The sequence below is a fragment of the Meridianimarinicoccus aquatilis genome (genome assembly GCF_004358675.1).
GTDB lineage: Bacteria > Pseudomonadota > Alphaproteobacteria > Rhodobacterales > Rhodobacteraceae > Meridianimarinicoccus > Meridianimarinicoccus aquatilis.
In genome coordinates this window covers 25,345-42,833 of sequence record NZ_SMZO01000020.1, presented here as the reverse complement: position 1 = coordinate 42,833, position 17,489 = coordinate 25,345, and the positions used below count along the sequence as shown (strand labels likewise).

The 17,489-nt window shown below is 59.1% G+C and carries 23 protein-coding genes; 13 read left to right on the top strand and 10 right to left on the bottom strand.

Going from position 1 to position 17,489, the window contains the following annotated elements:
• Positions 1-25: 25 nt before the first annotated feature.
• The 3 genes from fsa to E2L05_RS10445 are packed head-to-tail and all read left to right on the top strand — an operon-like array spanning position 26 to position 2,355.
• Complete coding sequence (gene fsa / locus E2L05_RS10455) at positions 26-679, top strand: fructose-6-phosphate aldolase (protein WP_133342855.1); 654 nt, start codon at positions 26-28, stop codon at positions 677-679.
• A 42-nt stretch (positions 680-721) separates the two neighbouring features.
• A complete protein-coding gene (locus E2L05_RS10450; protein ID WP_133342854.1) occupies positions 722-1,438 on the top strand; it encodes a DUF484 family protein in 717 nt (238 codons plus the stop codon).
• Positions 1,435-2,355 (top strand): tyrosine recombinase XerC, encoded by a 921-nt coding sequence (locus tag E2L05_RS10445; RefSeq protein WP_133342853.1) that lies wholly within the window; start codon positions 1,435-1,437, stop codon positions 2,353-2,355. Before E2L05_RS10450 ends, E2L05_RS10445 begins: the two co-directional genes overlap by 4 nt.
• Before the next feature lie 41 nt (positions 2,356-2,396).
• On the opposite strand, the gene E2L05_RS10440 is transcribed toward E2L05_RS10445, so the two are convergent.
• From E2L05_RS10440 to folK, 5 genes are all read right to left on the bottom strand, one after another.
• Positions 2,397-3,152 carry a pyridoxine 5'-phosphate synthase gene (locus E2L05_RS10440; protein WP_133342852.1) on the bottom strand — a complete coding sequence of 252 codons (756 nt, stop codon included), beginning with the start codon at positions 3,150-3,152 and terminating at the stop codon, positions 2,397-2,399.
• A 35-nt stretch (positions 3,153-3,187) separates the two neighbouring features.
• Positions 3,188-3,832 (bottom strand): DUF2062 domain-containing protein, encoded by a 645-nt coding sequence (locus tag E2L05_RS10435; RefSeq protein ID WP_133342851.1) that lies wholly within the window; start codon positions 3,830-3,832, stop codon positions 3,188-3,190.
• A 30-nt stretch (positions 3,833-3,862) separates the two neighbouring features.
• Positions 3,863-5,992, bottom strand: a complete 2,130-nt coding sequence (locus tag E2L05_RS10430; protein WP_133342850.1) for a RelA/SpoT family protein — start codon at positions 5,990-5,992, stop codon at positions 3,863-3,865.
• A 24-nt stretch (positions 5,993-6,016) separates the two neighbouring features.
• Positions 6,017-6,370: a DNA-directed RNA polymerase subunit omega gene (gene rpoZ / locus E2L05_RS10425; protein WP_133342849.1), complete on the bottom strand. Its 354-nt coding sequence runs from the start codon at positions 6,368-6,370 to the stop codon at positions 6,017-6,019.
• Positions 6,371-6,442: 72 nt separating this feature from the next.
• On the bottom strand, positions 6,443-7,030 hold the full coding sequence (gene folK, locus E2L05_RS10420) for a 2-amino-4-hydroxy-6-hydroxymethyldihydropteridine diphosphokinase (RefSeq protein WP_133342848.1): 588 nt from the start codon (positions 7,028-7,030) through the stop codon (positions 6,443-6,445).
• A gap of 118 nt (positions 7,031-7,148) precedes the next feature.
• Here folK and E2L05_RS10415 point away from each other — a divergent pair, with 118 nt between their 5' ends.
• A complete protein-coding gene (locus E2L05_RS10415) occupies positions 7,149-7,736 on the top strand; it encodes a LabA-like NYN domain-containing protein (protein ID WP_133342847.1) in 588 nt (195 codons plus the stop codon).
• A 40-nt stretch (positions 7,737-7,776) separates the two neighbouring features.
• Positions 7,777-8,220: a YqaA family protein gene (locus tag E2L05_RS10410; protein ID WP_394346551.1), complete on the top strand. Its 444-nt coding sequence runs from the start codon at positions 7,777-7,779 to the stop codon at positions 8,218-8,220.
• A 13-nt stretch (positions 8,221-8,233) separates the two neighbouring features.
• Here the strand turns inward: E2L05_RS10410 and E2L05_RS10405 are convergent, their stop codons facing one another.
• Positions 8,234-8,833, bottom strand: a complete 600-nt coding sequence (locus E2L05_RS10405; RefSeq protein WP_133342846.1) for a hypothetical protein — start codon at positions 8,831-8,833, stop codon at positions 8,234-8,236.
• A 205-nt stretch (positions 8,834-9,038) separates the two neighbouring features.
• Here E2L05_RS10405 and ispH point away from each other — a divergent pair, with 205 nt between their 5' ends.
• Genes ispH through E2L05_RS10375 form a run of 6 tightly spaced genes read left to right on the top strand, consistent with a single transcriptional unit; the run spans position 9,039 to position 12,794 of the window.
• Complete coding sequence (gene ispH / locus E2L05_RS10400; RefSeq protein WP_133342845.1) at positions 9,039-9,989, top strand: 4-hydroxy-3-methylbut-2-enyl diphosphate reductase; 951 nt, start codon at positions 9,039-9,041, stop codon at positions 9,987-9,989.
• Between the two features lie 5 nt (positions 9,990-9,994).
• Entirely contained in the window at positions 9,995-10,609 is a 615-nt protein-coding gene (locus E2L05_RS10395; RefSeq protein ID WP_133342880.1) for a LysE family translocator, read from the top strand.
• Positions 10,606-11,082: a DUF3429 domain-containing protein gene (locus E2L05_RS10390; RefSeq protein WP_133342844.1), complete on the top strand. Its 477-nt coding sequence runs from the start codon at positions 10,606-10,608 to the stop codon at positions 11,080-11,082. Before E2L05_RS10395 ends, E2L05_RS10390 begins: the two co-directional genes overlap by 4 nt.
• A gap of 1 nt (position 11,083) precedes the next feature.
• A complete protein-coding gene (locus E2L05_RS10385) occupies positions 11,084-11,707 on the top strand; it encodes a glutathione S-transferase family protein (RefSeq protein ID WP_133342843.1) in 624 nt (207 codons plus the stop codon).
• Positions 11,704-12,171: a ribonuclease HI gene (rnhA, locus tag E2L05_RS10380; protein WP_133342842.1), complete on the top strand. Its 468-nt coding sequence runs from the start codon at positions 11,704-11,706 to the stop codon at positions 12,169-12,171. Before E2L05_RS10385 ends, rnhA begins: the two co-directional genes overlap by 4 nt.
• Positions 12,168-12,794, top strand: a complete 627-nt coding sequence (locus E2L05_RS10375) for a trimeric intracellular cation channel family protein (RefSeq protein ID WP_133342841.1) — start codon at positions 12,168-12,170, stop codon at positions 12,792-12,794. The genes rnhA and E2L05_RS10375 overlap by 4 nt, the downstream gene beginning before the upstream one ends.
• Before the next feature lie 79 nt (positions 12,795-12,873).
• Here the strand turns inward: E2L05_RS10375 and E2L05_RS10370 are convergent, their stop codons facing one another.
• From E2L05_RS10370 to def (E2L05_RS10355), 4 genes are all read right to left on the bottom strand, one after another.
• Entirely contained in the window at positions 12,874-13,461 is a 588-nt protein-coding gene (locus E2L05_RS10370; RefSeq protein WP_133342840.1) for a L,D-transpeptidase, read from the bottom strand.
• Positions 13,462-13,553: 92 nt separating this feature from the next.
• Positions 13,554-14,453 (bottom strand): methionyl-tRNA formyltransferase, encoded by a 900-nt coding sequence (gene fmt / locus E2L05_RS10365; protein WP_133342839.1) that lies wholly within the window; start codon positions 14,451-14,453, stop codon positions 13,554-13,556.
• 103 nt (positions 14,454-14,556) lie between these two features.
• Entirely contained in the window at positions 14,557-15,060 is a 504-nt protein-coding gene (def, locus tag E2L05_RS10360) for a peptide deformylase (RefSeq protein WP_133342838.1), read from the bottom strand.
• 3 nt (positions 15,061-15,063) lie between these two features.
• On the bottom strand, positions 15,064-15,585 hold the full coding sequence (gene def / locus E2L05_RS10355; RefSeq protein ID WP_133342837.1) for a peptide deformylase: 522 nt from the start codon (positions 15,583-15,585) through the stop codon (positions 15,064-15,066).
• 97 nt (positions 15,586-15,682) lie between these two features.
• On the opposite strand from def (E2L05_RS10355), the gene E2L05_RS10350 reads away from it, so the two are divergent.
• Both E2L05_RS10350 and E2L05_RS10345 read left to right on the top strand, forming a co-directional pair.
• Complete coding sequence (locus E2L05_RS10350) at positions 15,683-16,858, top strand: MalY/PatB family protein (protein ID WP_133342836.1); 1,176 nt, start codon at positions 15,683-15,685, stop codon at positions 16,856-16,858.
• A gap of 19 nt (positions 16,859-16,877) precedes the next feature.
• Entirely contained in the window at positions 16,878-17,468 is a 591-nt protein-coding gene (locus E2L05_RS10345) for a hypothetical protein (protein WP_133342835.1), read from the top strand.
• Positions 17,469-17,489 lie beyond the last annotated feature (21 nt).

The window sequence follows — 17,489 nt, the reverse complement described above, 5'->3', positions numbered from 1 at the left end:
TTCACTCCCATCCAAGGAGACAGCTATGAAATTTTTCGTGGATACCGCTGAGATCGACGCAATCGCTGAATTGAACGATCTGGGCATGGTTGACGGGGTCACAACAAACCCGTCGCTGATTGCGAAGTCCGGTCGCAACATTCTCGAAGTCACAAAGGAAATTTGCGACCTCGTCTCTGGCCCGGTCAGCGCCGAAGTCGTCGCCGCTGACGCCGAAGGCATGATCGCAGAAGGTCGCAAACTTGCCACCATCGCCGAGAACATCACCGTGAAAGTGCCCTTGACCTGGGATGGCCTGAAAGCCTGCAAGGTACTGTCCGGCGAAGGCCGCATGGTTAACGTGACCTTGTGCTTCTCGGTTAACCAAGCGTTGATCGCGGCCAAAGCAGGCGCAACTTTCATTTCCCCATTCGTCGGGCGGTTGGACGACGTCAACATCGACGGCATGGAACTGATCGCCGACATCCGCGAAGTTTACGACAACTATGGCTTCGACACCCAAATCCTGGCGGCATCAATCCGCACGGCCAACCACATCGCGGAATGCGCGCGCATCGGAGCGGATGTCATCACGGCACCGCCTGCTGTGATCAAGGGGTTGGCCAACCACCCGCTGACCGACAAGGGCCTCGCGACCTTTGCAGCAGATTGGGAAAAGACGGGACAGACGATTCTGTGATGTGCTAAGCTACCTCAAAACAAAATCGTTAGAGGCAGCAGCATGACCCAAACTGATATCGGCAGCGCCCCTGCGGCGCTGCGCGAGCAACTCCTTTCTGACCCCGGCATTATCCTGGACGACCCGGACATCTTGCGTGCCTTGGTTGGTGCCGAAGAGGCCTCACGCGGGGCTAACGTGCGGGATATGCGCGGGCTCGCTATGAAACGGCTCGAAGATCGGCTTGATCAGCTTGAGAACCAGCATCAAAGTGTCATTTCCGCCGCCTATTACAATGTGTCGACCACCAGTCAGGTGCATCGCGCGATCCTGACAATGATCGCACCGACAGATTTTGATTCCTTCCTCGAAAATCTTGATAGCAATGTAGCCGACTGTTTGCGCATCCGCGCCGTGCGATTGGTGATGGAAGCCGAAACCGACAGCCCCGACAGCGACCTGAACCCGATCTCCGGCACGCTCAGTGTGCTGCCGATCGGCGGCGTCGCTCAGGTCCAGACGCTCGGCGGCAAGACTGAGAGGCGCTATCCGGTCATCTTGCGTCAGGTCGCCACCGGGGCACCGCTGGTCTATGGCACTGCGGCGGCGGACATCCGATCCGAAGCAGTCGTGCAATTAAACCTCGGCGAAGGGCGTGCACCGGGCTTGCTGATCTTGGGCGCAGATGATCCGGCCCATTTCGCGCCGGGTCAGGCCACCGACCTGCTAGAGCTTTTTGCCCGCGTTTGCGAACGGCTTGTGCTTGGTTGGCTGGGATGAGCCTGATCGCCCCGGCCATGGCAGACCGGCTGGGCACCTGGTTAACTGCGCTGTCGTCTCTTGATGATGCGTCGCCGGCAACCGTGACCGCCTACCGCGCAGATGTGACGGGTTTTCTGGCATTCATGGGCGACTATAAGGGCGGCGCAGCAGCACCAGCCGCCCTGCGTACGCTGACAATCACCGACATGCGCGCGTGGATGGCATCAGAACGCGGGCGGGGCCGGTCGGCCCGATCATTGGCCCGCGGCTTGTCAGCTGTAAAAAGTTTCTATCGCTGGTGGGCAGACCATGATGATTTTGATGCAACCCCCGTGCTGTCAACACGCGCGCCAAGGTTTCAGCGTAAACTGCCGCGCCCGCTTGATGAAGATGCCGCAAGGGCAGTCATCGCTCAGGTTGATCTGCAATCGATGGAACCGTGGATCGCAGCCCGCGACAGCGCAGTTGTCACGCTATTGTACGGCTGCGGGCTTCGCATTTCAGAAGCCCTGTCCCTGAAAGGGCGCGACGCCCCCCTGCCCGACATGCTGCGGATCACCGGCAAGGGCAAGAAGCAGCGTGTGGTGCCCGTGCTGCCGGTCGCGGTACATGCCGTCGAGGTTTATCGCAAATCCTGCCCCCATGACCTGCCGCCGGACCAGCCATTGTTTCGCGGCGCACGTGGTGGCCCGCTGTCGCCCGCATTGGTCCAACGGTCCATGCGCGCCGCCCGGATGCAGCTTGGCTTGCCTGCCACAACCACGCCGCATGCCCTGCGTCACTCATTCGCGACGCATTTGTTGAACAGGGGCGGCGATCTTCGCACGATTCAGGAACTGTTGGGCCATGCCAGTCTGTCCACGACAGAAGCATATACCTCAATTGATGCGGCGCGGCTGCTATCGGTGTACAAGGCAGCGCACCCGCGGGCATAGCGGCGACTGCTACCCCCCAGCGAATGTTCGTTAGGGCAAGCCTAAATTGTGGCAGTTCGCGCGGCATCCATGTGTTTGCGCATCTCGGCAATAGCGGCCTCAAGTCCGACAAAAACGGACTCGCCAATCAGGAAGTGCCCGATATTCAACTCGCGCACCTGCGACAGTGCAGCGATAGGGGCAACACAGTCATAGGTCAGCCCGTGCCCGGCGTGCACTTCCAAACCCAGATCATGGGCAAATGCAGCCATCTCAGTCAGACGCGCAAGCTCGGCATCCCGTTCTTCCAATCGGCCTTCGGCATGCAGGTCACAATAGGCGCCCGTATGCAGTTCAATCACTGGTGCGCCTATTCGATGCGCAGCCTCAATCTGCCGTTGATCCGCAGCGATAAAGATCGAAACGCGGCAGCCTGCCTCGCGCAATGGCGCGATGAAATGGGCAAGACGGTTTTCTTCGCGCGCGACTTCAAGACCGCCCTCGGTGGTCCGCTCTTCGCGCTTTTCCGGCACGAGGCAAACAGCATGGGGCCGGTGGCGCAAGGCAATCGCCTGCATTTCGTCCGTCGCGGCCATTTCAAAGTTCAATGGCACGCTCAGCGCCTGTACCAAGCCATCGATATCCGTATCGGTAATGTGGCGCCGATCTTCGCGAAGATGCGCCGTAATACCGTCAGCCCCGGCAGCTTCGGCCAGCAAGGCCGCCCTCACAGGGCAAGGATATGTCCCGCCGCGCGCGTTTCGCACTGTGGCAACATGATCAATATTTACACCAAGGCGGAGTGGCTGGGATGACATGCCGCGTGATCCTTTTTTAGACGCTGAACAGCTACCTAGGGCGTGGCGCCCCCGTTGTCAGCCTTGTCAGGCTTCTTTCGCGCCAGACGTTTGCGCGCATGGGTTTCGCGACGCTTCTGATAGGCCAAGATAACCTTGTGCGACAAGACGTAGGCGACCGTGGCAGCAATCAGTCCCGGTATCAATGAGCCTACGGCGTAGGGTATGAACACGGCATGGAAAAAGGTGTGAAGTCGGTCCCACTCTGCCGTACCGCTTATGGTGATATTGACCAGATTTCGCGCCAACTCCCCGAATGCCGAAGCAAAGGCACTCAGAATTTGACTAAGCGGAATCGGCGTTTCGACCTGCATGATCAACTCGCCCGTATGGATCGAGGATGCCGCGATCAAGGGAAACGTAACCGGGTTTCCAACGAGGGTCGCAAGGAACGCTGCAATCTTGTTGCCCTGCACCATCCAGGCAAAGAAAATTGCCAGAAAGAAATGAAAGCCGAAAAACGGTGTAAAGCAAACAAACACACCGCACGAAATCCCACGAGCGATGCGCGCCGGACGATCCGGGAGGCGACGCAAACGAAGGCAGATGTAGCTTATGGCCCGGCGCCAGCCCCCACGCGGATAGACCAGCGCCTTAAGACGCTGTGCATTGGACTGCTTATCGCGCCGTTTAAAGACCAAAGGTCGGCTCTCCTGTACTCGGTCACCCGCTTAAGTTTGCAGCTTATCCCTGTATCGAGACAGCGCCGCGACATTGCTTTCGGCCTCAAGCGCGGTGGTTACCCGATGCAGATGCTCTGTATCGCTCAATTCCACATCCATGCGCACCCGATAGTAATCCGGCTTTCGGTCGACAAACACGAGGTCCGAGATATTGGCCTTCTGCTCGCCAATCAATGTGCAGATACGTCCCAGTACGCCCGCATCATTTGTTAGCACGATTTCGAAACTGACCGGGTGCACCGGCATATGCGGGCCACTGTGCCACCGCAGATCGATCCAACGGTCGTTCTGATCTTCGAATTGCGTCAATGACGGGCAATCGATCGCATGCACGACAACGCCCTTGCCGGGCATTGTAATTCCAACGATCCGCTCACCCGGAACAGGTTTGCAACATTGCCCACGGTCCCATGTCTGGTCCGCCTCAAGGCCCACAACGGCACGATTTGCGTCAATCTGTTCGCCCCGGTGATCGGCCAGTTCCGGGTACAGGGTGGTCACCACATCGCGCGCCGGTACTTCGCCAGAGCCCAGCCGGGACAGCAGTTCTTCTGCATCACGGCCAAACCCCATCCGCGTTGCCGCAGTCATCAGCGCCTTTTCCGAAACGCGCTTGTCGACCTGCTCAAACGCAACGCGCGCCAATTCGCGGCCCAGCTTGACAAATCTAGACCGGTTCTCGGCCCTGAGCGCGCGGCGAATGGCCGACTTGGCCTTCCCCGTTACGGCGATGTCCATCCACGTTGCCTGCGGGCTTTGCCCTTCAGCCGTGATGATCTCTACCGATTGACCGTTTCGGACCTGCGTCCAAAGCGGGACACGCTGCCCGTCGATCTTTGCGCCGACACAAGCCGACCCGATCCGGGTATGGATGGCAAAGGCGAAATCAAGCGGCGTTGCCCCGCGCGGCAGTTTCACCACATCGCCCTTCGGCGTGAAGCAAAACACCTTGTCCGAATACATCTCAAGCTTGACCGCTTCGAAGAATTCGTCGTCATCCGCCGACGCCTCGAAATGCTCTGCCAAACCGGCAATCCAAGCTGCCGGGTCAACTGCGAAGGGGTTTTCGGCCCGTTCGCCATCTTTATAAGCCCAATGCGCGGCAACACCGGCCTCTGCAACATCGTGCATTTCATCGGTGCGGATCTGCACCTCAACGCGCTTGCCATCCCGCCCCAGAACGGCGGTGTGCAAGCTGCGATAGCCGTTTTGCTTGGGTTGGCTGATGTAATCCTTGAACCGTGTCGGAACGGCCCGCCAACGACGGTGAATGACCCCCAATACATGGTAACAGGCCATCTGGGTATCTGTGATCACCCTAAACCCGTAAATGTCGGACAGCCGGGAAAACGACGTTTCCTTTTGCTCCATCTTGCGCCAGATCGAATACGGCTTTTTGGCCCTTCCAATCACGATGCCAGTGATCCCTTCGGCCGCAAGCTCGGTCTCGATATCGATCTTGATCCGGTCGATGACATTCCCGGCTTCGCCAGTCAGTTTCACAAAGCGCCGCATGATCGACACGCGCGCTTCCGGGTTGAGCACTTGGAACGACAGGTCTTCAAGCTCGTCGCGCATCCATTGCATACCCATCCGCCCGGCGAGCGGGGCATAGATATCCATCGTCTCGCGGGCTTTGCGGGCCTGCTTTTCTGGCGGAAGCGACTTGATGGTGCGCATGTTGTGCAAGCGGTCGAACAGCTTGACCAGAATGACCCGCACGTCCTTGGACATCGCCATGAACAGCTTGCGGAAATTCTCGGCCTGCTTTGTTTCGCTCGACGTCAGCTGCAAGTTGGTGAGCTTGGTGACACCATCCACAAGCTCGGCAATTTCCTTGCCGAACAGTTCGGTGATGTCGCCATAGGTTGCTGCGGTGTCTTCCACAGTGTCGTGCAAGATCGCCGTAATGATCGTTGCATCATCCAGCCGCTGCTCGGCCAAAAGCGCGGCAACAGCAACGGGATGCGTGAAATATGCCTCGCCAGAACGGCGCTTTTGGCCCTTGTGGACGTCTTTGGCGTACTCATAAGCCGCGCGCAGCTTTTCGACATCCGTGCGCGGGTTATAAGATGTGACGCGGGCAAGAAGCTCGTTGATCGGGATGAGCTGTTCCATGCCCTGCGACGTCCAGTTCTAAGGTCAGCCTGGATCCTGCGCCTGCATCAACGCGCGCAGCAATTTTTCTTCTGACATATCGTCGTCTGCGGGGCGGTCGCTTTCCACCCCCATCAGAAGCGACATCTGGTCGTCTTCCGGTTCGTCGACTTCGATCTGTGTCTGGTGGCTCTCGATCATGCGCTCGCGCAGGGCATCGGCCTGCTGAGTCTCGTCTGCAATCTCGCGGAGGCTGACAACTGGGTTCTTGTCATTGTCGCGGTCGACAGTGACCGGCGATCCGGATGCGATCTCGCGGGCGCGGTGCGCAGCAAGCATGACCAGTTCAAACCGGTTCGGAACTTTGTCGACGCAGTCTTCAACGGTGACGCGGGCCATGATTCGGCTCCTGTGGCAGAGAATACGGAAAGAAGACGGCTAGACCAATTCCAGACAGAGTGCAAGCAGGCCTCAGTCAGAGCCGTCAATTGGTGTGATTTCTTCCAGCAACTCTTGTGGAAGGTCAGCATACATTTGGGCAACGGTCTTTCCCGACACCGGGTGCTGCCAATCGGGCGCAATGTCGTTCAAGGGGACCAACACAAAAGCACGATCCTGAAGCCGCGGGTGCGGGACAATCAGTTGATCCGGCGTCTGGCGAAGCTGCTCGGGCGCGGGCAAGTCGCGCCATTGGGCAAACCTGCCTAGATCCGGCAGCACAGTTTGCCCAAAGGTCAACAGGTCAAGATCCGCAGTCCGAGCACCCCAACGATCCTTGCGCTGGCGTCCGCATGCGGCCTCTATCTTGTGAAGGTGATCCAAAACATCATGCGGCGTGGCACCATCGGGGACATTCAGCATGACGCATGCGTTCGCATAATCGGGCCCGGCCCCCGCCGGAAAACACGGCGTGCGAAAAATTCTACTTCGCGCCGCGACCGAGAAGCCATCCGCTTCGAGCAGTCGCATAGCAGCGCTAACAGTGTCAAAAGGCACACCAAAAACAGACTCAAGGTTGGCGCCTAAGGCTACATTTACCGATTTGTATATATCGCACATACTTTAGCTGACTAAAAAACCTATTGCGTCGACTGTATATTCCCATATCAACTGTCGGGCCTGAGGCCAAGGCAACCAGCATTGCCACAACGAGAGCATATTCGAGAGGAAGAATTTAATGTTTTACCGCGATGAACGGTTGGCACTTTTCATAGATGGTGCCAACCTGTATGCGGCAGCACGCGCACTTGGCTTTGACATAGATTACAAGCTATTACGCCAAGAATTCATGCGTCGCGGCAAGCTTTTGCGTGCGTTTTACTACACAGCATTGCTCGAAAACGATGAATATTCGCCCATCCGCCCATTGGTTGATTGGCTCAACTATAACGGCTTTTCGATGGTGACCAAGCCGGCCAAGGAATATACTGACAGCCAAGGTCGCCGTAAGGTGAAAGGCAACATGGACATCGAATTGACCGTCGATGCCTTGGAATTGGCCCCCCATGTCGATCACATTGTGTTGTTTTCGGGTGATGGCGATTTCCGTCCCCTGATCGAAGCGCTGCAGCGCAAAGGCGTCCGGGTTTCGGTCGTTTCGACAATCAGAAGCCAGCCGCCAATGATTTCTGACGACCTTCGACGCCAAGCGGACAACTTCATCGAACTGGATGAACTGAAAGATGTGATCGGCCGCCCGCCGCGCGAACCGCGTGAATACGACCCCGCCTTCCAACCCGCGACTGTGGACAGCGAGGAGCCCTGATCGGCCCTTCGGTGCGGTCCATGATCGGAGCGCGCCCATTCTGACCTCATCCGCTATCGCGGCTTTAGCCGGACTGTTCGCCGCAGCCTTTGGTGCGGCGACCATTCTTCCGTTCCAGTCGGAGATCGTTTTTGTCGGCGTTCAAGTGGCGGGCACATCCCCCCTTTGGGTCGTCGTGACCGTCGCAAGTATCGGCAACACCGCTGGCTCGGTTGTGAACTATGCCATGGGCCTTGGGATCGAACGGGTGCGTCACAGCCGCTGGTTTCCCGTCACAGAGAAACAGCTTGATCGGGCCCAAGGCTGGTACGCGCGCTACGGCGTTTGGACATTGCTCTTGTCATGGGCACCATTTGGCGACGCCTTCACGGTTGCCGCAGGGATCATGCGCACCCGCTTCTGGCTGTTCCTCACCTTGGTCGCCATTGCGAAAACCGGGCGCTACGCAGTGCTTGCTTGGATCACTGCGCAGGCCATGAGTTGAACGGCGGGCCCTGTCACTTCATGACGCGCGCCTCTTCAACCGGATAACCCAAGCCCCCTTGATGGCCAAACGCACCCTGATGGCAATCGCTACACGCTGAGATCACGTTGACGCCCATCGGCGTCCCGTTTGCGGCAACTGCCATGTAAAACCAATCATCAGTCTCGGGCGACGTGCCCTCGGCCACTTTTTCCATCAAGAACAACGGCCCCGGCTGGGCGTTTCCGTCATCGGTCACTGTGAAACTCTCTTTGGCGATCCAGGTCCCTACGGGGATCACGGGATCTTCGGCATAGCGCATGTATTCTTCGGCGCCCGTTTCATTGACCCAAGTCATCAAGAACCGGCTGTCGTGAAACCCCGGTGCCGCTGGAAAGCTGCTGGCCTGGGTCCAACCGCGATACTCCGCAATCTTGTCGGCGGGAATCCAACGCTTTGCCCCGGTTGTATATCCGTCGTGCAGCGCCTCGGCGAGACAGTCATAAACCTGCGCCGCTTCCTCGCCCGTCAGATCGTAACCGGGTTTACCGGGGTCACACGCCAAAGCCCCGCTCGCCGCAATCATCGCACTCAATACCGTTGCGCCGCCAATTTTTCTGGATTTGTTGGTCATCTCTTGTCCCTCCTGAGCGAACCCTCCTGCCCGCAGGTTGACCATCGCACATCGGCCCGAATGCGCAAAATGACGACCCATCACGAAATTCGTAGCGTGATGCGATCAGCCCAGAACTCGCTTTGGCATTTCAACTTTGTGCCGCGCTCTGCTCTGGACCCGCACGCCGGGACGGCTTAGGTCTATTCCAATATCCGGAGGCATCATGACCAATCCGCCATTGACCATCCTTCTTGCTGCCCCGCGCGGCTTTTGTGCTGGCGTGGACCGCGCCATAAAGATCGTCGAAATGGCGATCGATAAATGGGGGGCGCCCGTCTATGTGCGGCACGAAATCGTTCACAATAAATACGTTGTGGATGGCTTGCGCGCCAAGGGGGCTGTCTTCGTCGAAGAACTGGAAGACTGCCCAACCGACCGCCCTGTCATCTTTTCAGCACACGGCGTTCCCAAGTCCGTTCCGCTTGAAGCAGCGCGGCGCGAAATGATCTATGTGGATGCGACATGCCCACTGGTCAGCAAGGTGCATATCGAAGCCGCCCGGCACGCGGAAAACGGGCTACAAATCATCATGATCGGTCACGAAGGCCACCCAGAAACGATTGGCACGATGGGGCAGTTGCCACAGGGGGATGTGCTGTTGGTTGAAACCGAAGCTGACGTTGCCACCGTAGCCCCGCGCGATCCGCAATCACTTGCCTATGTCACACAAACCACTCTGTCTGTGGATGACACGATCGGCATTGTCGACGCTTTGAAAGCACGGTTTCCCGCCATCGTCGGCCCGCACAAAGAAGACATCTGCTACGCCACCACCAACCGGCAAGAAGCCGTCAAGGCAGCCGCCCCTCGCGCCGACGCGCTGCTGGTTGTCGGTGCACCGAATTCAAGCAATTCCAAACGGCTTGTCGATGTCGGCGCGCGCGCTGGCTGCGCCTATGCCCAGCTTGTTCAACGCGCAAGCGACATCGACTTCCGGGCGCTGTCGGGCATTCGCACCCTCGCCCTGACGGCTGGGGCTTCGGCGCCCGAAGAACTGGTCAACGAAGTTATCGATGCCTTTCGAGACAAGTGGGACGTGTCCATAGAACTTGTCGAAACCGCGCAAGAGAATGTGGAATTCAAGGTGCCGCGCGTACTGCGCGAGCGCGCGTGATCCCTATGATTTCGGCACAATTTCTGCTGACCGCTCTGGTTGTCGTCCTTATTCCCGGGACCGGCGTTGTGTACACGCTGGCCGTTGGGCTGGGTCAGGGCCGCCGCGCCGCCTTTGCCGCCGCCTTCGGATGTACCGTCGGCATTGTTCCGCATCTGGCCGCTGCAACACTTGGCTTGGCAGCCTTGCTGCATACAAGCGCCTTGGCGTTCCAGATCGTGAAATTCGCTGGTGTCGCCTATCTCTTGTGGCTCGCCTTTCAGGCGTTGCGCGAAAACGGCGCACTGTCGGTTGCGCCCGATGCACAGCCGACAACAGGCTGGGTGGTTGCCCGGCGCGGCGCGCTGATCAACATCCTGAACCCCAAGCTGTCGCTGTTCTTCTTGGCGCTTCTGCCGCCGTTTCTGTCCGGCAACCCTGCGACAGCCACCGCTGAAATCGTTATGCTCGGAGCGGTCTTCATGGCACTGACTTTGGCTGTTTTTGCCCTTTACGGCGTATTTGCCGCCGCAGCGCGCACCCGCCTGCTCGGCAACCCGGCCCTTCTTCGCTGGCTGGGGCGGAGCTTTGCCGCAGTCTTCGCAGCGTTGGCAGCGCGTCTCGCGGTAGAACGCGCATGACCGTCCCGAATACAGCCCCTGACACCAGCATCCCGAATTCCGCGCTTGCCCTCGGCCTTGCCGGTGTGCTGCCCTTCGCATGGGGCGCGCTGACAGACATGAACCCGGAACTGCACGGCTGGGCGGTGCGCAATTTCGGGGCGCGCTTTGCCGGACAAGACGTGCTGATTTTCTACGGCTCGGTCATCTTGTCCTTCATGTCAGGCGTCTTGTGGGGGTTTGCAGCCCGTGCCGAGGGGCGCACCGCTACAATCGGCTTCACCCTCAGCGTGATCCCCGCACTATGGACATTCTTTTTTGTCGGTGGCGGCGAAGACCGCGCCACTTGGGCGTTGATCATTGGATTTCTGGGCCTTCTAGGCCTCGACTACGGCTTTGCGCGGTTCGGCCTTGCACCGCCGTGGTGGATGAACATTCGCACGCTTCTGACCAGCCTGGTTGTAGGGTGCCTGACACTAGGACTTATATTCTAATATGACCGAAGATCTGACACTGTATGCAATGCCATCGTCCGGAAACAGCTATAAGGTACAGCTTTTGCTGGGCCTGCTGGGGCGTAGCTATGCGCAAATTTCGTGCGAGTATGAAAGCGAAGCGTTGGCTCAGGCGCACGACGCAGGCGCATTGCCATTGGGCAAAGTACCGGCGCTGCATTTGGCCGATGGCACGATCTTGTCTGAATCTGGCGCGATCCTTTGGTACCTGGCGAACGGCACGCCTTGGGTCCCTGCCAATTTGGTGCAGCAAAGCGAAATGCTTGGCTGGATGTTCTTTGAACAGAACCGCATGGAAGGCGTGATCGCCGTACGTGCGGCGCTGCGCACCTATCCCCACCGGGCGGCATCAGCTACGCCCGAACGCCTTGCCGCCCTTCTGGACGATGGCCACGATGTTCTTTCTGTGGTTGACGCGCACCTGACCGGCCGTGACTGGCTCGTGGGCAGCACGCCGACAATTGCCGATATTGCGCTTTATGGCTACACGCACAGCTCCGGCTCTCGCGGCGGCTATGATATGGCCCGCTTCCCGGCCATTAATGGGTGGTGCGAACGCGTGGCCGCCCTGCCCGGCTATGTTAAATTACAGGTGCCTGAGTGACCAATCTCTACGCTTACACAGACGGCGCGTGCAGCGGAAATCCCGGTCCGGGCGGCTGGGGCGCACTGCTGATCGCACGTGATGGCGATACAGTTGTGCGAACCCGCGAACTCAACGGCGGCGAGGCCGACACCACCAATAACCGGATGGAACTTCTGGCAGCGATTCATGCGCTCGAAACGCTTTCGCGCGCCTCTGAAGTGACGGTGATCACGGACAGCGCTTATGTCAAAGGCGGTGTGACCCAGTGGATCCACGGCTGGAAGCGCAACGGCTGGAAAACATCGCAAAAGAAGCCAGTCAAGAATGAAGACCTCTGGCGCCGCCTTGATGCCGCTGCCGCCCGGCACTCCGTGATCTGGGAGTGGGTCAAGGGCCACGCAGGCCACCCTGAAAATGAACGTGCCGATGAATTGGCCCGCGCGGGCATGGCCCCATACAAGCCCGGACACAGCGCCAAATGACCTTGCCTGCCCTGCTGGACCTGGCATCGGTCTTCGTCTTCGCGCTGACCGGCGCACTTGTGGCCAGCCGCGCCTTGCTGGACCTTGTGGGGTTCTTGTTCGTGTCCTGCCTGACGGCGGTGGGCGGCGGTACTGTGCGCGACTTGCTGCTGGACCGCGCGCCGGTCTTCTGGGTCCAGGCCCCACATTACGTGCTGGTGGCGGCGTCCGCAGCTGTACTGGTGTTTTTCACAGCCCACTTTCTGGAAAGCCGCTACCGCGTGCTGGTCTGGCTCGATGCCGTGGCACTGTCTGTCGCTGTTGCAGCAGGCGTCGCCGTGTCGCTTGGTGCCGGGCACGGGCCCTTTATCGTCACTCTCATGGGTGTCATCACCGGCTGCTTCGGCGGGTTGATGCGGGATGTGGTCTGCAACGAGGTGCCGCTGGTGCTCAAGGCGGGCGAGCTCTATGTCACCGCGGCCTTCGCCGGGGCCATGGCCGCGCAACTGGCGTTTGCTTTCACAGACCTTCCAACACTGCCGCTTCTCGCGTGCATGTTTGTGACCTTCGCGCTGCGGGCAGGGTCAATCCAGCTTGGCTGGAAACTCGACGCCTACAAGCCACGCCCACCGCGCCACAAGTAACCCAACGCTGCCACGGACGAACGCACCGCGCGCGAGCGCGGTGCAGACATCGTGCCATGCCGCAGGCATGCCCTTTGGATCAAATCAGTTTGACTTTGGCTCCCACGACCACCTGATCAAACAAGCTGGCGATCTGCTCATTGAACAAGCCGATGCACCCGTCCGAAGATGGTCGGCCAATCTTGCGCACATCATGGGTTCCGTGAATTCGGTAATATTGCCACGACAGGTACAACGCATGGCTGCCCAACGGGTTGTCCGGGCCGGGCCCCACAACGGCGGGCCATTCGGGATTGCGCTCGCGCATGGACGGCGTTGGCCGCCAGCTTGGGCCTTCGACCTTCTGGGTCACCTCTGTGTACCCAAGCCGTGTCAACTCGGGCGAAATTGGCACGCTGGTTGGAAACACCTGCACCGCGCGGCCATCGCGATGCCAGAAGTGCAAGGTTCGCGTGGCGGTATCCGCTAAAAGCAGGTCGGTCGAACGGGTTTCGAAATGTTCTTGCCACTTGTGGCTGCGAAAGCCGGCCAAATTGCGCCGCACCCGTTCTTCAGCGATGGTTTCGGATGTTTCGGCCGGGCTGGTCTGAGCTTTCGCCGCAGCCGCGCTTAAACCCAATGCCGCGGCCCCGGCCATCAGGCCACGGCGAGTCAAAAAATCAGTCATGTAGAATCCTGCTCGTTTTTTTTGAGTGGTTCACATGTGACCGCGATTGATGACGACGCAAAGCGACAAGTTTTCAACCCTTCGTGAGCGGCTCATTCCAACAGGTCAGGCAGAGGCGTCCCGCGTAAAATTTCAGCAGCCTTCATCGGGCGCTTGCCCTCTCGCTGCGCTTCTAGGATCTCAACCGCGCCCTCACCACAGGTGATCGTAAACCCGTCCTTGACCTGCCCTGGCACACCCGCGCGGTCCGAAAGACTGGACCGCAGCAGCTTGAGCCGCGCACCGGCGGCCATGCACCATGCCCCGGGAAATGGCGAAAGGCCCCTGATTTTCCGGTCCACCACTACGGCGGTCTGGCCCCAATCAATGCGCGCTTCGGCCTTGTCGATCTTTGACGCGTAGGTCACGCCATCTTCGGATTGCTGGACTGCGGTCAACGTGTCCAAGGACGCCAGCGCCTGCACCACCAATCGCGCTCCCATCGCCGACAGTGCGCCGTGCAGATCGGCGGCCGTGTCCTTTGGCCCGATCGGCATGGCCTCCCGCAGCAGAACCGGGCCAGTGTCCAGCCCTGCTTCCATCTGCATGATGCAAACTCCGGTCTCGCGATCGCCAGCCATGATCGCACGCTGAATTGGCGCCGCACCGCGCCAGCGTGGCAGCAACGATGCATGAATGTTCAGGCACCCACGCGCTGGGGCATCCAGAATTGCTTGCGGCAGGATCAGGCCATAAGCCACCACGACCGCTGCATCTGCCTTGAACGCGGCGAATTCTGTCTGGGCCTCGTGCCCGTGCAGAGAAACCGGGTGACGGACAAGCAACCCCAGCGCGTCGGCGCGCGCGTGAACCGGCGAGGGTCGATCCCGTTTGCCGCGTCCGGCAGGGCGGGGCGGCTGACAGTACACAGCCGCTATCTCGTGGCCCGCTGCAACCAAAGCATCAAGAACCGGGACCGAGAAATCGGGCGTTCCCATAAAGATCAGCCGCATGACAATCCCTTTTCGCTGCAAGGGGCGCTCCCGCCCGTCTTCGACATCTTGCGATGTCTCATTCCGTTGGGCCGCGCAGGCTGCGCCTGCACGCGCGCCTTTGTCAGACGCCCCGCGCCGCTTTGGCGGCTTTCTTAAGCAGCATCGCGCGCTTCGTGCGGCTTAGTCGGTCGAAATACATCCGACCTGCCAGATGGTCGATCTGATGTTGCACCGAGACGGCCCAGAGACCCACAAAGTCGCGATCTTCCATCTCGCCAAAGGCATTCAGAAACCGCACCGTCACCGCCCGCGGCCTTGTGATTTGAGCGGACACGCCGGGCAGGCAGGGGCTCGCCTCGTCATAGGGGCGCGGCTCCACGCTGGCGTGAAGCACTTCAGGGTTGGCCATGCGCACCGATTGGCCCCGCGCTTCGGAAGCATCCACCACCGCAACACGTTGCATCACACCGATCTGGCACGCCGCAAGCCCAACACCCGGCATCGCATCCATTGTATCGATCATGTCATCCCAAACAGCCCGAACGGCACTGTCCACCTGCGGGACATCCATGCAAGCAGAGCGCAGCCGACCGTCAGGCCAGCGAAGGATCGGGCGAACAGCCACCCGTCAGCCCCGCGCCGCGTCGCGCTTGAACTTGACCATTTTACGGGTGATCAACTGGCGCTTGAGCGAACTGAGATAATCGATGAACAGCTTCCCATCCAGGTGATCGATTTCGTGCTGAACACAGGTCGCCCAAAGACCGGTAAAATCCTGCTGCTGTTCGGTCCCGTTCAAGTCAATCCACGACACGGTCACCTCGGCGGGGCGAGTCACCTCGGCATACTGATCCGGGATCGACAAACAGCCTTCTTCATAAACACTTAAATCGTCTGACGCAGCGATGACCTTTGGATTGAACAGCACCATCGGCTTGGGCTCAACCCCTTCTTCTTTTTCGCAATCCATCACAATCACACGACTGCTGACACCGACCTGCGGAGCAGCCAACCCGATACCGGGCGCGTCATACATGGTTTCCAACATATCATCGGCCAGCGTGCGCAAGGCATCTGACAAGTCGGCCACTGGCGGCGCGACCTTTTTCAGGCGTGGGTCGGGGTGGATCAAGATCGGTTTCAGGCTCATGCGCCTGCATTTAGGACAAGCGCGGCGCGCGTGCAATCACGGCTTGCGCCCAGCCTGCGGTTCAATAGGGTCCGCGCGACCACTTTGGAGACACATCATGACTTTCGACACCCTCATCGACCGGCGCGGCACCCATAGCAGCAAATGGGACGGGATGCAGGCCAACTATGGCGTTTCACCCGAAGAGGGTCTTGCAATGTGGGTGGCAGACATGGATTTCGCCTCTCCAGAACCGATACGCTCTGCGGTGCGCGCACTCGCTGATCACGGCGTTTTTGGGTACTTTGGCGATGACAGCGCCTATCGCGCCGCGATCTGCTGGTGGATGAAAGAGCGACATGGATGGACGGTAGACCCGAAAGCCATATTCACCACTCATGGGTTGGTGAACGGCGTTGCCATGTGCCTTGAGACGTGGACCGACCCTGGCGATGGCGTCGTACTATTCACGCCAGTCTATCATGCGTTCGCCCGCATCATCCGCGCGTCTGGTCGCACTGTGGTTGAATGCCCACTGACACGCGACGAAAGCGGCACCTACCAAATGGATTTTGCAGCCTATGACGCCATGATGACGGGCAAGGAGCGGATGGTGATCTTGTGCTCCCCCCATAATCCCGGCGGGCGGGTCTGGACCCAAGGTGAATTGCAAGGCGTCGCCGATTTCGCCCGGCGCAATGATTTGTTGCTCGTATCAGATGAAATCCACCATGACATTGTAATGCCGGGCGCAAAGCACATTCCGATGCCAGTGGCCGCCCCCGATGTGAGCGACCGACTGGTGTTGCTGACCGCCGCTTCAAAGACTTTCAACATCGCCGGTAGCCACGTTGGCAACGTCATTGTTCATGATCCCGACCTGCGTGCACGTTTTGCTGCTCGCATGGCTGGCATGGGCATATCGCCCAATGCGTTCGGCATGCACATGGTGACCGCAGCCTATTCGGCCGAAGGGGCGGCCTGGGTGGACGAATTGACAGCCTATCTTGATGAAAACCGCCGCGTCTTTGACGATGGCGTCGCCACAATTCCGGGTCTTCAGTCCATGCCCATGCAGGCCACCTATCTTGCCTGGGTGGATTTCAGCGGAACGGGCATGGCCCCGGCCGAATTCACGAACCGCATCGAACAAGGCGCAAAGATCGCTGCAAGCCATGGCAGTACATTTGGACTTGGGGGCGAGAGTTTTATGCGCTTCAATATCGGGATGCCTCGCGTGCAAATTCAGGAAGCTGTAAGCAGATTGCAAACAGCGTTCTCGGACCTGCAATAACACTGAAAGGACGACAGACATGATCCGCACAACTTTGATTGGCGGGGTTCTCTTTCTGATCCCGGTCGTCTTCGTCCTGTATTTCCTTGGGTACGCCTATAAACTTTCCAGTGCCTTCGCCACCAAGCTGGCACAATTCATGCCAGTCGACACGGTGGGCGAACTGGCAGTTGTGAACATTCTGGCAGTGCTGCTGATCGTTCTTGTTTGTTTTGTGGCGGGGCTGGCGGCGCACCTGCCCTATCTGACCCGCCACGTGGAAAAGATAGAAGCGATTCTGGTCGAACTTTTCCCCGCCTTCACCATTGCCAAAAGCATGGCAAGCGGCGTGACCGGCCAAGATGATCAGAACGCCTTGCTCAAGACGGTTCTCATCGCATTTGACGATCACGAAGCTTTGGGATTCGAGATCGAGCGCACGGAAACGCGGGTTATCGTCTTTCTTCCCGGCGCTCCGGCAGCATGGTCAGGACAGGCTGTTGCCGTTCCAATAGACCGTGTGACCCGCCTGAACCTTCCGGTTCACCAGGTCACCGGTTTGTTGCGTAAACTTGGACGCGGCACGCATGCCGCGATCCTGCGCGGACAGGAAAAACAGATGACGAAATAGTCCAAACAGCTGACGCACAAA